General features: G+C 67.9%; 15 protein-coding genes. 9 read left to right on the top strand and 6 right to left on the bottom strand.

The window, feature by feature from the left end; all coding sequences use genetic code 11:
* Positions 1–72: 72 nt before the first annotated feature.
* From I3F58_RS13125 to I3F58_RS13105, 5 genes are read left to right on the top strand one after another with little or no spacing between them, the layout of a single operon-like run.
* The gene (locus I3F58_RS13125; RefSeq protein WP_240108533.1) at positions 73–891 is read left to right on the top strand and encodes an ABC-2 family transporter protein; all 819 of its coding nucleotides are present in this window, start codon (positions 73–75) and stop codon (positions 889–891) included.
* On the top strand, positions 884–1750 hold the full coding sequence (locus I3F58_RS13120) for an ABC transporter permease (protein WP_374207963.1): 867 nt from the start codon (positions 884–886) through the stop codon (positions 1748–1750). Before I3F58_RS13125 ends, I3F58_RS13120 begins: the two co-directional genes overlap by 8 nt.
* Before the next feature lie 12 nt (positions 1751–1762).
* Positions 1763–2728, top strand: coding sequence for an ATP-binding cassette domain-containing protein (locus I3F58_RS13115; protein ID WP_240108532.1), 966 nt, complete (start codon positions 1763–1765; stop codon positions 2726–2728).
* A gap of 9 nt (positions 2729–2737) precedes the next feature.
* The gene (locus I3F58_RS13110) at positions 2738–3385 is read left to right on the top strand and encodes a DUF1707 domain-containing protein (protein WP_240108531.1); all 648 of its coding nucleotides are present in this window, start codon (positions 2738–2740) and stop codon (positions 3383–3385) included.
* A gap of 10 nt (positions 3386–3395) precedes the next feature.
* A complete protein-coding gene (locus I3F58_RS13105) occupies positions 3396–4691 on the top strand; it encodes a DUF445 domain-containing protein (RefSeq protein WP_240108530.1) in 1296 nt (431 codons plus the stop codon).
* A gap of 77 nt (positions 4692–4768) precedes the next feature.
* Here I3F58_RS13105 and I3F58_RS13100 read toward each other — a convergent pair whose 3' ends face one another.
* From I3F58_RS13100 to I3F58_RS13090, 3 genes are read right to left on the bottom strand one after another with little or no spacing between them, the layout of a single operon-like run.
* Entirely contained in the window at positions 4769–5071 is a 303-nt protein-coding gene (locus I3F58_RS13100; protein ID WP_240108597.1) for a hypothetical protein, read from the bottom strand.
* A 46-nt stretch (positions 5072–5117) separates the two neighbouring features.
* Positions 5118–5357 (bottom strand): hypothetical protein, encoded by a 240-nt coding sequence (locus I3F58_RS13095; protein WP_240108529.1) that lies wholly within the window; start codon positions 5355–5357, stop codon positions 5118–5120.
* Between the two features lie 15 nt (positions 5358–5372).
* Entirely contained in the window at positions 5373–5840 is a 468-nt protein-coding gene (locus I3F58_RS13090) for a hypothetical protein (RefSeq protein ID WP_240108528.1), read from the bottom strand.
* 188 nt (positions 5841–6028) lie between these two features.
* Between I3F58_RS13090 and I3F58_RS13085 the strand changes: the two genes are divergently transcribed.
* The 3 genes from I3F58_RS13085 (at position 6029) to I3F58_RS13075 (ending at position 11393) form a co-directional block, all read left to right on the top strand.
* Entirely contained in the window at positions 6029–6472 is a 444-nt protein-coding gene (locus tag I3F58_RS13085) for a hypothetical protein (RefSeq protein ID WP_240108527.1), read from the top strand.
* Positions 6473–6830: 358 nt separating this feature from the next.
* On the top strand, positions 6831–8375 hold the full coding sequence (locus tag I3F58_RS13080) for an ATP-binding protein (protein ID WP_240108526.1): 1545 nt from the start codon (positions 6831–6833) through the stop codon (positions 8373–8375).
* Between the two features lie 30 nt (positions 8376–8405).
* A complete protein-coding gene (locus I3F58_RS13075) occupies positions 8406–11393 on the top strand; it encodes a Z1 domain-containing protein (protein ID WP_240108525.1) in 2988 nt (995 codons plus the stop codon).
* A 53-nt stretch (positions 11394–11446) separates the two neighbouring features.
* Here I3F58_RS13075 and I3F58_RS13070 read toward each other — a convergent pair whose 3' ends face one another.
* Both I3F58_RS13070 and I3F58_RS13065 read right to left on the bottom strand, forming a co-directional pair.
* The gene (locus I3F58_RS13070) at positions 11447–11674 is read right to left on the bottom strand and encodes a DUF397 domain-containing protein (protein WP_240108524.1); all 228 of its coding nucleotides are present in this window, start codon (positions 11672–11674) and stop codon (positions 11447–11449) included.
* Positions 11674–12519, bottom strand: a complete 846-nt coding sequence (locus I3F58_RS13065; RefSeq protein ID WP_240108523.1) for a helix-turn-helix transcriptional regulator — start codon at positions 12517–12519, stop codon at positions 11674–11676. The genes I3F58_RS13070 and I3F58_RS13065 overlap by 1 nt, the downstream gene beginning before the upstream one ends.
* Before the next feature lie 216 nt (positions 12520–12735).
* Between I3F58_RS13065 and I3F58_RS13060 the strand changes: the two genes are divergently transcribed.
* On the top strand, positions 12736–13368 hold the full coding sequence (locus tag I3F58_RS13060) for an ATP-binding protein (protein ID WP_240108522.1): 633 nt from the start codon (positions 12736–12738) through the stop codon (positions 13366–13368).
* On the opposite strand, the gene I3F58_RS13055 is transcribed toward I3F58_RS13060, so the two are convergent.
* Positions 13335–14102, bottom strand: coding sequence for an HNH endonuclease (locus tag I3F58_RS13055; protein ID WP_240108521.1), 768 nt, complete (start codon positions 14100–14102; stop codon positions 13335–13337). The genes I3F58_RS13060 and I3F58_RS13055 overlap by 34 nt on opposite strands.
* Positions 14103–14156 lie beyond the last annotated feature (54 nt).

Raw genomic sequence — 14156 nt, 5'->3', positions numbered from 1 at the left:
GCTCGCACCCCGGAGCCGTACGTCAGTAGAGTCACGGGCTTTGACGTGACGGCCCGTCCGACGGGAGGCGACGTGCGGCTGACGACGGAGGCCCGGCTCTACGCGACCGTCCTGACCGGGGCGTTCCGCCGCCACGCCACCTACCGCGTGGCCACGGCGGCCGGAGTGTTCACGAACACGGTCTTCGGCTTCATCCTCGCGTTCACCTACATGGCCCTGTGGGACGAGCGACCGCGCCTCGGCGGCTACGACATGGCCGAGGCACTCGCGTACGTGTGGATCGGCCAGGCGCTGCTGGCGGTCTGCTCGCTCATGGGCGGCGGCTTCGCGGACGAACTGATCGAGCGGATCAAGTCGGGCGACATCGCGGTGGACCTGTACCGCCCGGCGGACCTCCAGCTGTGGTGGCTGGCGGGCGCGCTGGGCCGGGCGGCCTTCCAGCTGCTGGGCCGGGGCGTCGTCCCGCTGCTGGTCGGCGCCCTGGCCTTCGACCTCGCGCTGCCGGAGGACTGGCTGACCTGGCCGGCGTTCCTGCTGTCCGTCCTGCTGGGCACGGTGGTCAGCTTCGGGATCTGGTTCCTGGTGGGGCTGTCGGCGTTCTGGCTGATGGACGGGACGGGGGTGGTGCAGGTGGCCTGGCTGGCGGGGACGTTCTTCTCGGGAATGCTGCTGCCGCTGCACGTCTTCCCGGGTGCGCTGGGAGAGGTGGCACGGGCACTGCCGTGGGCGTCGATGCTCCAGATCCCGGCCGACGTGTTCCTGGAGAAGCGGACCGGCTGGGCCCTGTGGGAGGCGTACGGATTCCAGACGGCGTGGGCGCTGGTGCTGCTGGCCGCGGGCCGGGCGCTCCAGGCGGCGGCGACGCGGAGGGTGGTGGTGCAGGGTGGCTGAGGCTTCGGCACCGCGGGCCGGGTTCCGGCCGCGGGAGGACCTCTGGCGGCTGAGGGAGGGCCTGCGGGCGTACGGCCTGATCGCCCACATGTGGATCCGCTCGACGATGACGTACCGCTTCTCGTTCGCGATGACCCTGCTGGCGAACGGGGTCGCCAACTTCTTCGACTTCGTCGTGATCCTGCTGATGTTCACTCACGTCCGCGGCCTGGGCGGCTTCTCCTTCGCGGAGGTGGCCTTCCTGTACGGGACGACGTGCGTGGCGTTCGGACTCGCGGACCTGGCGCTCGGTCAGGTGGCCCGGCTGGGGCGCCGGGTGCGGGACGGCACGATGGACACGCTGCTGGTGCGCCCGGTGCCGGTGCTGGCCCTGGTGGCGGCGGACCGGTTCGCGCTGCGGCGGCTGGGGCGGGTGTTCCAGGGGCTGGTGGTCCTGGTGTGGTCCGTGGTGGTGCTGGACGGGACGGTCGCCTGGACGCCGCTGAAGGTGGCGATGGTGCCGCTGATGGTGGTGACCGGCGGCCTGATCTTCGGCTCGGTGATGGTGGCGGGGGCGGCGTTCCAGTTCTGGGCGCAGGACGGCACGGAGGTCGTGAACTCCTTCACGTACGGCGGGAACACCCTCCTGCAGTACCCGCCGACGATCTTCGCGGGGGAACTGGTGCGGGGCGTGGTGTACGTCGTCCCGCTGGCGTTCGTGAACTGGGTTCCGGCGCTGTACGTGCTGGGACGTCAGCCCCCGGCGGGCCTGCCGGGCTGGGCTGTGTTCGTGTCGCCGCTGGTGGCGGTGGTGTTCGGGGGGCTGGCGGGGCTGGCTTGGCGGGTGGGGCTGCGTTCGTACCGGAGCACGGGAAGCTGAGGGCCGTACGTGATGGACGAGGACTTCATCGAGCTGGAGAACGTGGAGAAGGTCTTCGACGTACGCCGCAGGGTGGGCGTGCTGCGCCGGGAGCGCCGCAGGGTGCGGGCGGTCGACGGCCTGACGTTCCAGGTGGCACGCGGCGAGATGGTCGGCTACATCGGCCCGAACGGCGCGGGCAAGTCGACGACGATCAAGATGCTGACCGGCATCCTGACCCCGAGCGGCGGGCACCTGCGGGTGGCGGGCACCGACCCGTCGCGGGACCGGACCCGGCTGGCCCGCCGCATCGGCGTGGTGTTCGGCCAGCGCACGATGCTGTGGTGGGACCTGCCGCTGCGGGACTCGTACCGGCTGATGCACCGCATGTACAGGATCCCCGACGCCCGCTACCGGGAGAACCTGGACCGCTGCGTGGAGCTGCTGGACCTGGGCGCGCTGCTGGACGTCCCGGTGCGGCAGCTGTCGCTGGGCCAGCGGATGCGCGGCGACATCGCGGCGGCGCTGCTGCACGACCCGGAGGTGCTGTACCTGGACGAGCCGACGATCGGCCTGGACATCGTGTCGAAGGCGAAGGTCAGGGAGTTCCTGCGGGACCTCAACGCGTCACAGGGCACGACGGTCCTGCTGACCACCCACGACCTCACCGACATCGAGCAGCTCTGCAAACGGGTCATGGTCATCGACCACGGCCGTCTGATGTACGACGGCGCCCTCGGCGGCCTGCACGAGGACGGCGCCGGTGAGCGGACCCTCGTGGTGGACCTGGAGCGCGAGCTGCCCCCGATCGAGCTGCCGGGCGCGCGGACGGTCCGGGTGGAGGGCCCGCGCCAGTGGCTGGCGTTCCCGGTGACGCAGTCGGCGGCGCCTCTGGTGGCTGAGGTGGCCGCCTCGTACCCCCTGATGGACCTCTCGGTCCGGGAGCCCGACATCGAGAGTCTGATCGCGAAGATGTACGAGGACCGGCGGGCGCCCTAGGCTGAGGAGATGGCAGACGACCGGCTTCCGGAGCGGCTTCCGGAGATGCGCGCCTCGGACACGGACCGCGAGCAGGTGGCGGAGCGGCTGCGGGAGGCGGTCGCGGAGGGCCGCCTGGAGATGCCGGAGTTCGAGGAACGGCTGGACGCGGCGTACAAGGCCCGGACGTACGGGGAGCTGGAGCCCCTCACGCGGGACCTGCCGCAGGCAGGTGCGGCACCCGGGGCCGCGCCGGCGGCGGCCCCGGATGCCGGCGCCTGGACCGCGCGGATCGGCAGACCGGCGACCTCGCGCGGTGCGGGGGCGATGTTCGGGGGATTCTCGCGGCGCGGCAAGTGGAGCATCGGGCGGGCGTTCACGGCGTTCGCGCTGATGGGCGGCGGGGACATCGACCTGCGGGACGCGGACTTCGAGGACCGCGAGATCGTGATCCGCTGCTTCACGGTCATGGGCGGCATCGATGTGATCGTGCCGCCCGAGCTGGACGTCGAGGTCACGGGCTTCGCCCTGATGGGCGGCTTCGACGACCGGGGCGCGGGGGAGGGCTCGCCGGGCTCCCCGAAGGTGCGGGTGACGGGTTTCGCGCTCATGGGCGGGGTGGACGTGAAGCGGAAGCCCAAAAAGCCCGACAAACGGCGGAAGTCGCTGGAAAAGTAAAGTACGGTCCGTGACCGAACAGCCCACGAAGACGGCCTCCACGGCTTTCAGCTACACGGCGGAGGACGAGGAGCGCCGCAGAGGTGTCCGCCGCATGAAGGTGACGGCGACGGCCCTCCTCGTACTCGTCGCCGTGATCTACTCCCTGGCCACCTGGGCGAAGTCCTCGGGTGTCACGGGCTGGCCCGGCTACGTGGCGGCGGCGGCCGAGGCGGGCATGGTGGGCGCGCTGGCGGACTGGTTCGCGGTGACGGCACTGTTCCGGCGCCCGATGGGCCTGCCGATCCCGCACACGGCGATCATCCCCACGAAGAAGGACCAGCTCGGTGAGTCGCTGGGCCGCTTCGTGGGCGAGAACTTCCTCTCCGGGGAGGTGGTGAGAACCCGCCTGCACGCCCTGAACGTGGCATCCCGCCTGGGGGACTGGCTCTCCTCGCCCGCCCACGTGGACCGGGTGACGCAGGAGCTGTCGACAGCCCTCAGAGGCGCCCTGACGGTCCTGCGCGACGCCGACGTGCAAGCGGTGGTGGGCGAGGCGATCACCCGACGCGCGGAGTCGGCGGAGGTGTCGGGGCCCCTGGGCAAGACCCTGACCCGCGTCGTGGAGGACGGCGCCCACCACCGCGCGGTCGACCTGGTCTGCGCGCGGGCCCACGACTGGCTGGTCCTGCACGCGGACTCGGTGATGGACGCGGTCCAGGGCGGCGCACCGGGCTGGACGCCCCGCTTCGTGGACCGCAAGGTGGGTGATCGCGTCTACAGGGAGCTCCTCCGCTTCGTCACGGAGATGCGGGACATGCCGACGCACCCGGCCAGGGGCGCGCTGGACAGGTTCCTGAGGGACTTCGCCCAGGACCTCCAGTCGGACACGGACACACGCACCCGCGTGGAGACGCTGAAGACGACACTCCTCCACCGCCCGGAGATCCAGGACATCATCGCGTCGGCGTGGTCGTCGGTCCGCGCCATGATCATGTCGGCGGCGGAGGACGAGCGAAGCGAACTCCGCGTGAGGGCGCGGGCGTCACTGCTGTCGCTGGGCGCCCGCCTGTCGACGGACAGGGAACTGCAACGCAAGACCGAGGGCTGGCTGGAAGACGCGGCGGCGTACCTGGTGACGACCTACCGGAAGGAACTCACCTCCCTGATCACGGAGACGGTGGCGAGCTGGGACGCGATGGAGACCAGCCGCAAGATCGAGGCCCACATCGGCCGGGACCTCCAGTTCATCCGCATCAACGGCACGGTGGTAGGAGCCCTGGCCGGCTTGGCGATCTACACGATCTCCCACTCCCTGAGCGGATGACCGGCCCCTGCCGACCGGCCACCCGCCCAGTTACTACGGGGAGGTGCCGTTACATACGTACGCCCCCGAGCCCGCGTTCAACCCTCCCGCCGCGTCACCACGAGAGAAGCCACGGCCATCCCGCCCGCCACGGCGAAAACGGCAGGCCAGGCGCCCATCTTCCGGGCCAGGGGGTGCGCCCCCGCGAAGGCGGCGAGATAGGCCGCGCTCAGCCCGGCGGCGGCCGCGCCCCCACTGCTCCGCCGCCACTCCCTGGCGGCCACCGCCCCGGCAGCGGCCAGCGCCACCCCGCCAAGCGGCCGCTTCCCGGTCCACCGGGCCACCCCGTACCCCCCGACCAGCCCCCCGGCCGCCACCACAGCCCCCGGCACGTTCCCCATCCCCATCACAGCCACCTCCGGCATCGTCAAGCCCTGCCGCCTGAGGCTAGCGCGGGGGGCGGGGGGGCTTGCGGCGGGTCAGCAGGTGGACGCCGACGGAGAGGGCCGCGGTGACGGCGACGACGATGCCCATGTACGTGCTGTCACTCATGGCCACCACGACGTCGTCCGGCAGGAGCAGCGTCACGCCCATCACAAGGAGTGCCGCAAGGATCGAGCACAGGGCGGCGATGAACAGCCAGCGCAGCAGCCGCGCCTGGAGCGAGGTGAGGAGACGCTCGTTCACGATCAGATCCATCCGTCATTTGGTGATGTAGTGGCACTGCGACGCGTGCTTCGATCCGTTCACGTAGAAGTCGGCACAGGCTTTGCCGTAGTGCTTCAACGTGCGCTTGGCCTTGTCGATACGGCCGATTGCGTTCCAGCCGTCACAGCCGTGATGAATCGCGCCACGGCTGACTTGGTACGTGCGTCCATCGGTGTCTGAGTACCGCCAGTCGATGCGCCAGTTGCACCAACTCCGGCCAGCGCTGTCCAGGCCGACGCTGTCCTGGATGGAGGCTTCCTGGCGAGTGATCCTCTTCCCGGCCCCCTGGATGAAGTGACCCAGCGTCGTCCAGGGGACGCAGAGGTCATGGCTCTGAACCGTGTAGCAGAAGCCGCTGACCTTCGCATAACCCACCGCACTCGCCGCCGCAGGCTCCGCGACGGTCACGGCCATCCCGGCAGCAGCGAGAAGGACCTGGACGTGCCTGACAACTCCACGCATGGGGTGCTCCGTTCATCGGGTCGATTACGTGACCAGCAACCCCGCATCCGCCCGCACAGATGCGTGTCGTAACCGACTGGTGACGACAGGTAATCACCCCGAGTGACGCAGGATCCTTCCTGCCACCACCACGTAACATCCGTACCGCATCAGGTAGTTGTCCAGGCGGTCAGGGCAGATACAGCCCCATGCCCCACCTGATCACCGCCGACCGCTACGCCACCGACCCCCTGGTCCTCGCCCAGGACGGCCTCGCGACAGTCCACCAACTCCGCGATATCGGCTGCGCGTCCTACGTCGTCGCGAACCGCTGCCGCCCGGGAGGCCCCTGGCAGCGCGTGCTCCCGCGCGTAGTCCTCCTCGCTGCCCCCACGCCGCCCACCCCCCGTCAACGCCTACGAGCCGCCCTCCTCTATGCCGGGCCGGACGCCCTACTCACGGGCCAGGCAGCCCTCACCCTGTACGGCGAAGCCATCACGGCCCCTGAGGAGGTCGACGTCCTGGTCCCCCACCCCGTCCACCCCCGCAGCCACGCCTACGTCCGCATCCACCGTACCCACCGCCCCACCCCCCGAGTCCCCGTCCAGGGCCTGCCCTGCGCCCCTCTGGCCCGCGCCTTGGAGGACGCGTGAGCGGCACACGCGGGGCCCGGAGACCCGCACATGGGGCAACGAACAGCCTCGACCGCCCGGCCGCCACCAGTGATGCCGACTGGTGACGGACGAGCGCGCCCACCCTGTCGCCCTGGGGCGCGCTCCGTGCCGAAGGGCTCACGCGGGGCGCAGACCGCTTGGCAGGTGCCTGACCTAGCGCCAGGAGGGTGACTGCGGGAGGGATCTGCGCGCGGGCACGAAGGCTTGCTACCTTCCCGAAGCGCCGCATTTTTCTTGCGGACCCTGTTCAATATCTTCATCTGTTGATGTCGGAACCAACGGGCCGCCGCTTCACTGCGGTGGCCCGGCCGCTGTGCGTGCAAGGAGCTGCGAACGCATGTCCTCACCTGCTTCCCTCCGTGATAACTGGCAGTACGACGTGCCAACCAGTGGAAGCACACACCTACCGCCCGATGCCGGCTATGCGAAAGCGCTGACGAACCAGGGGTACAGCTTCGAGGCGGCCGTTGCTGACCTCGTGGACAACTCGATCGACGCGGGTGCGGACTCCGTCGTCGTGCACTTCCTCCGGGACACCGACCGCATTGTGTCGCTGCTCGTCCTGGACAACGGGCGGGGCATGGATGCCGCCGGGCTTGATCACGCCATGACTGTGGGCCGTCGGCGCGAGTACACCGGTCAGGCTCTGGGCATGTACGGGACCGGCCTGAAGGCCGCGTCGCTGTCGCATGCACGATCGCTCACCGTGATCAGCCGTACGAAACGCAGCTCTCCGGCGGGCCGCAAGCTCACCGCGGAGGGCATCGAGGACGGGTTCCGCTGCGATACCGTCGATCCGCACTTCGCCCAGCAGCAGATCGACGTGTATGACGGGCTCATCGAGTGGCAGGGCACCATCGTGCGCTGGGACAAGGTGCGTGCCTTCGAGACGGTCGCTGCCGGGCAGAGTGAGCAGTTCCTGTCGAAGGCGATATCCCAGCTTGAAACCCACCTCGGCCTTTACCTGCACCGCTTCCTTGCCCGCGGGCTCAAGCTGGACATCGCAGTGTGGGACGTGTCGACGGGTGAGGAGACGGACCACATCGCCGTCGACCCGTTGGACCCCTTTGGGTACAAGGTGCCCGGCAGGTCCGGCTACCCCAAGAAGTTCCTGGCACCGGTGGAGCGGGCTGGCGAGGTGGCGCTGGAGGCGCACATCTGGCCGGCGAAGTCCAACCTGGCGGGCTTTCGCCAGATCGGGCCTCTTCAGGAGCGTCAGGGTTTCTACTTCTACCGGAATGACCGGCTGGTCCAGGCCGGCGGCTGGAACAATCTGCGGGTGTCCGAGGGACACATGGTGCTGGCCCGCATCGCGGTGGACCTGCCCGATGACGGGGCGGGGGTGTTCAGCCTCACGGTCAAGAAGGACGGTGTGGAGGTGACGCCGGCCTTCACCATCGGCGTGGAGCAGGCGACTGATGCCGACGGGACTTCCTTCAGGACCTTCCTTGATGAGGCCGAGGCAGCATACCGAGAAGGCGCTTCACGGTCCGTCATCGAACGGCCGTCCGTGATCGAACCGGGCAAGGGATTCGACCCCAAGGTCAAACGAGCCGTTCGTGAGGAACTTCCGCTCAAGGCCGGGGAGGAACCCATCCGCATCGAGTGGGTTTCCCTTCCTGAGGACAGGTTCTTCGAACTGGACCGCGATTCCTACGGCATCCTTCTCAACAAGGACTTCAGGGACGACTTCAACGACGGCCGCCGCGGTGGCGCCAACGACGCACCCGTCTCCAAGACCCTGCTCTACCTGCTGCTCCAGGACTGCTTCGGGCTCGGCCGCTGGGAGAAGAAGCGAGCGGACCGCATCGACTACTGGAACAGCATTCTGCTGGCCTCGGTACAAGCCCAGCGCGACCGCCGCAATCGCACCGGTTCGTGACCTGCCGTCGCCGAGATAAGGAACACCCCTGTGACTGACATACTCCTGGAAATTCACACCGACGTCCTGAACGGCATGAGTGCGAGCCCGCGTCACTTCGCGAAGTCCGCCACGCTCGCAGCTGAGGAGGACTTTCCCGGTGCCGACGTAACCGAAGAGGCATTCCGTGCACGCCTGGCCGAGGATGTCGTGCACAGCGGGCCGATCACGGCCCTGTGGGCCAGGGCTCTGACCGCCTGGGACTTCGCGGAGAACCCCCGCTGGTCACCCGGGACCGCGCCCCGCACGGACGAGAGGCGGGCGGCCGCGTACGACCGGCTCCAGTTCGGAGACGACCTGCGCAAGATCCTCGACGCCGCCGTACCTGTCTCGCACATCGCAGACACCACCGTCATCGCACGGGACCATGTTCCCTGGTACACGCCTGAGCGCGCTGCGGCCCGTTCCTTCTACTGGAAGGCGTACGCGGAGAAGCTGCGGCGGAAGGGCTGGACTGAAGCCGCCATCGCCAGCCTCGACGAGGCAAGCCGTGCGGTCGTGGAGCGGCTAGCTGACCCCGAGCAGAGCGCAGTCCGACAGGCCAAGGGACTGGTGGTCGGCTATGTCCAGTCCGGAAAGACGGCGAACTTCACGGGTGTCACGGCGAAGGCGATCGACGCAGGCTACCGCCTTGTCATCGTGCTCGGCGGAACACTCAATCTGCTGCGAGCGCAGACCCAGCGCCGCCTCGACATGGAGCTGATAGGCCAGGAGAACATCCTGCGTGGTGCTGACCCGGACGACACGGACACCCTCGTTGGCATCGACTATGTGGGCGACGACGCCGACTGGCCGGATTTCGTGAGCCACGGTGGTCGGCCCTCGGCCCTGGGATCCTTCGACATCGAGCGCCTCACCACAAGGGACAACGACTACAAGAGCCTCGCGCAGGGGATCCGTGCCCTTGAGTTCGAGAAGCGCGAACACACTCTCCCGCTCCACGACCCGGCCAACCTGCATCACGCAGCTGCCCGGATCATGGTCGTCAAGAAGAACAAGTCGGTCCTGACCAAGCTGGTCAAGGACCTCAAGCAAATCCACGGCATCCTCGGTGAACTACCCGCGATCATCATCGATGACGAGTCCGACCAGGCTTCGGTGAACACGACCGACCCCCAGAAGTGGGACAAGGACTCCGTCGAGCGGACCGCGATCAACGGTCTCATCTCGCAGCTTCTGGGCCTGCTCCCACGTGCCCAGTACATTGGCTACACCGCCACTCCCTTCGCCAACGTCTTCGTCGACCCCAGCGACTCCGAGGACATCTTCCCCAGCGACTTCCTGATCTCGCTGCCCCGCCCGCACGGGTACATGGGGGTGCAGGACTTCCACGACCTTGACTCGCCCCTGGCAGGATCAGAGCGCACGATCGCCAACTCGCAGGAGAAGGCCCACGTCCGCGGAATCCAGGACAGCACCGGTGATCGTCTGCAAGAAGCCCTGGACAGCTTCCTTCTCACCGGCGCGCTGAAGTTGTTCCGAGCGGAGCACGGCGTTTCCGAAGGGCTGTTCCGTCACCACACCATGCTCGTCCACCAGTCGGTCCGCATGGCCGACCACGCGGCCCTCGCCTTGCGCATCAACACGATGTGGCATGAGGCCGGCTACATGTCCTCGGAAGGACATGCCCGCCTGGCCGCCCTGTGGGCTGCCGACTTCAGACCTGTGTCCGTCCAGAGGGCCGGAGACCTCCCCAACCCGGCGGGTTACGAAGAGCTGCGCCCGTTCGTCAGCAAGGCGCGACAACTCATCGGCAGGGGCGGCAACCCCGTCGTTGTCGTGAACGGTGACTCGGACCGTTCCTTCGAGCAGATGGATCTGGACTTCGACCGTACGCCCCACGTCTGGAAGATCCTCGTGGGCGGGACCAAACTCTCGCGGGGGTTCACGGTCGAGGGGCTCACCGTCACGTACTACCGCCGGACGACCCGGCAGGCGGACACGCTGATGCAGATGGGACGCTGGTTCGGATTCCGGAAGGGCTACCAGGATCTGGTGCGTCTCTACATCGGGCGTGAAGAGCCACTGACGAAGAGGCTGTCGGCGGACCTCTACGAGGGCTTCGAGGCGATCTGCCGGGATGAGGAACTGTTCCGCGAGCAGCTTGCCCAGTACGCCCAGCTCGTCGACGGCAAGCCTCAGCTCACCCCGGCCCAGGTTCCCCCGCTTGTCGCCCAGCATCTGCCGTGGATCAGGCCCTCAGCCCGCAACAAGATGTTCAACGCGGAGCTGGTTGAAGTGCGTTCGCCAGGCAAGCTCATCGAGCCTGCGGCGTACCCGCTGGACCCGGTTGCCCTGCGCAGGAACACTGAGCGATGGAGTCCCCTGCTCAACGCCCTCGCTCAGCACCCCGATCCGTTCGCGGTGCCTACGGGCGGTATGTCCGGTTCGGGAACGTCCTTTGCAGCCCATACAGCCCGTGTCAGCCACCCTCAGCTCCTCGCGGTTCTGAGCGGCCTGGAGTGGGAACGTGAAGGGCACTTCCAGCCGCACCTGCGCTATCTGGCACAGCTGGACGGGCGCCTGGCAACAGTGGACGACTGGCTGCTGATCGCCCCGCAGCTCATGAAGGGGAACAGCACCGAAGCCCGGCTGCTCGGCTCTGTGCCGCTGACGCTCGTACGCCGGCGCAGGCAGGACGGCAAGCCTTCCTTCAGCCGCATCGCCGGTGTTGACCACCAGCTGGCAGCGAAGTATCTGATCGACGAAGCGGCTGCCGCTGGCGGCGCGGACCGTGCGCACACGGCCGTTGGTCCGCGCACTGGTGTGGCGCTGGTCTATCCGGTCGTGGAGGGACGCGCAGACGAGGCTGTTCGGGCAGCGGTCAGCCGTGGAGAGGCAGATCCTTCCAAGGTGGTAATGGCGTTCACGCTCATCCCGCCGAAGTCCGCCATCGACTCGACGCGGCGGCTGGTCCGCTTCCAGGCCAAGGACTCAACCCGTGCGGACAAGGCGGTCGTCGAGGCGAACATGAACTGACCGCAGGTGAGTCACGGCCGGGTTGCCTCGCTGCTCAGCCGTGACCGTACGTCTCAGGACATCTGGCGGTGGGGCGGGAACCGGCGCATGGCGAGCCCTTCAACGAAGGCTCGCCATGCCTCTGCCTGCATGGTCACTACAGGCCCATCCGGCCTCTTGGAATCCCTGACCAGGGTTCCTGTCGGGGTTGGCGCACACTCCACGCATTCGGTGGCGTTGCCGCCGCTGTAAGAGGACTTGAACCAGGTGACCGCCGGGTCGGAGGGGTGCGGAGAGGACATCAGAGCTCCTTGCAGATGTGGTGGATCAGGGAGGACGAGGCTTCCATGTCCAACGCTTGTGCCCTCAGGTACTCGAACGCAAGTCTGTATCGGCTGAGTTCCTCTTCGGTCTCCATGAAGAGTGAGCCGGCGTGCAGGTCAACGTAGACGACGTCCAGGGACGGCTCGGCGCCGCCCATGATGACGAAGCTGCCCAGTGCTGCTGCGTGTGCGCCCTTCGCGAAGGGCAGCACTTGCAGGGTTACGTGTGGGGACTCGTTCTCCGTGAGCAACCGCTGGAGCTGGGCCTTCATGATCTCGGGTGACCCGACGGCCCTGCGGAGGACAGATTCGTCAAGGATCGCCCACAGGTGGGGAGGCTGCGCGCGGGTCAGGATGGCCTGCCTCTTCATGCGAATGTCGACCAGCCGATCGATCTCCTTTTGCCCCAGGCGGAGTTCGTTGGCCTGCTGGAGCGCCGTGCTGTATTCGCGTGTCTGAAGGAGCCCTGGGACGTAGACGCAGCAGAAATGGTCTTCCCTTACAGCTTCGTCTTCCAGTGTGAGCAGCAGGTTCATGCTCTCCGGAATGCTGTCGGCCAGGGAGTTCCACCATCCCTGCTGCCGGGCGCCCTTGGCGAGGCCCACCATGGCCTTCCGTTCGGCGTCGCTGGCCCCGTACTGTCGGCACAGGGCGTCCACGACGAGCCACTTCACCGGGCCGGCCTGGGTTTCGTAACGGCTGACGGTCGCCTTGGACACCCCGACGAGGCGCCCGGCCTCTTCGAGGGTCATGCCCGACCGGGCGCGGAGCTTCCGCATGGTCGCCCCGAGCTGGCGGCGCCGGGTGGTTGTCCTTGACTGCACGGCACGGTCCTTCGGAATCGCTGCTTCGCCCGCCTTCCGGGCGCCAATCAGGCTATGCAGCCCATCTGTTGAGGTTGGTCGATTCACCCGATCGTGTCTCGTGAGAAGTTACATGGAGAGACTTCTCACTGTCATACTCGCATCATGGAATGACACAACGTGTCCGTGTGGATGCGTTCGGTGCGGCACTGTGCCGGTCAGGGAGGAAGTCTCGCAATGACCTTCAGCGGAGACAGCGAGTCCAGGCTTCGCTGCGTTCTGCCCTTCGAAGCGGTGCCCGGTGAGGTTCGGCTGCTGCGCAGGGCTGTCCGTTCTGCCCTGGGGCGGTGGGGTGTGCTGTGCGCGGTGGACGAGGCGGAGCTGGTCGTGACCGAGCTGGCGACAAACGTCATCAAGCATGTCGGGGAGGGCGTCCCGGCGACGCTTGTCCTGGAGGTGAACGGTGACCGGCTCCGCGTCGAGTTGCATGACCTGAGCCCCCTGATGCCAGATCCTGGCGGGCCGGGCACGTGTAACGCCGAGTGCGGACGCGGGCTGCACCTCCTGGCGTCTGTCTCGACTGGCTGGGGCACGCTCGCGGCGGAGCCCGGGAAGGCCGTGTGGTGCGAGCTGTCGCTGGTGGCTGACGCCATGCGCTCCCGAGCCCGCCGTGCTGCCACGGTTGTGGAGGGTTATCGCGGCCTCTTGGGGTTCCGGGGCTCCATCGTGCCGACGGGGTCCAGGGTGGACCAGGAGGCTGCCGCCACGCTGATTGCGGATCTGCTGGTGTGGCTGGCTCTGCAGGGGGGTGACCCGGATATGGTTCTGGACCGCGCTCAGCAGCTCTTTGAGGGTGACGAGGCTGCGTGACCGGCGGCAGTGCGCAACTCCTGGCGCAGGGCGTCAGGGGTGCGCCAGGATTCGCCCGCGTAGCTTCTGTGGCACATGCGGTGGCAGTTCGCGCAGAGGAATGCGAGGTCTTCGAGTCTGGTTTCGCGCGGCCCGGAGACGTGCAGAGGGAGCCGGTGGTGTACCTCGACGTAGTCGGCGCCCAGCGGGCCGTAGGCCTGGCCGAAGTCGAAGGAGCAGACTTCGCACCGCAGGGGCTGTTTCAGCTTCCGGGCCTGCCGGATCTTGCGGTCCCGCAGACCGCGGTCCCTCTCGCGGTGCAGTGCCCACCGGGCCAGCAGCCGTCCCTCGCGTGCACTGACGCAGTCGTCCTCGTCGATCTCGTCCGGCTGGGCAGGGATGTAGTGCAGCTCGCCGCATGCGAGGCCGGCACGGAGAGCTGCGGCGGCTGCCAGCATCTCGGTCTCGTGCTTGAGGAAGTCGGCCACGATCTGCTGGGTCGGGCGACCGCCCTTGGTCGCTTCACCTGCGTAGCCGGGGTGCGCCGTGGCGATATCCGTTGTCTTGCGGCTGACGCTGTTCGGGGAGCGGAAGCGCGGGTCGGCGGCTGCGTCTCCGTGGAGGGGGAGGGAGCGAAGCAGGTCAGACAGCTCCTGTACGCGTGGATCGGCCTGACGCAGCTCATGCCAGTCGTTCTGGACGACGAGCGCGCAAGCAAGCAGCAGTTCGTCCCTCACCCAGGAGATTTGCGCCATGCCGAACATCGTATAAGTGTTCGGTTGGTGTGTGGAGTGTCAGGAGCTGTCCAG

This window comes from Streptomyces sp. MUM 203J (genome assembly GCF_022414595.1).
Taxonomy (GTDB): domain Bacteria; phylum Actinomycetota; class Actinomycetes; order Streptomycetales; family Streptomycetaceae; genus Streptomyces.
Note: the sequence above shows the minus strand (reverse complement) of the source record. Positions and strands in the feature narration are given on the sequence as shown.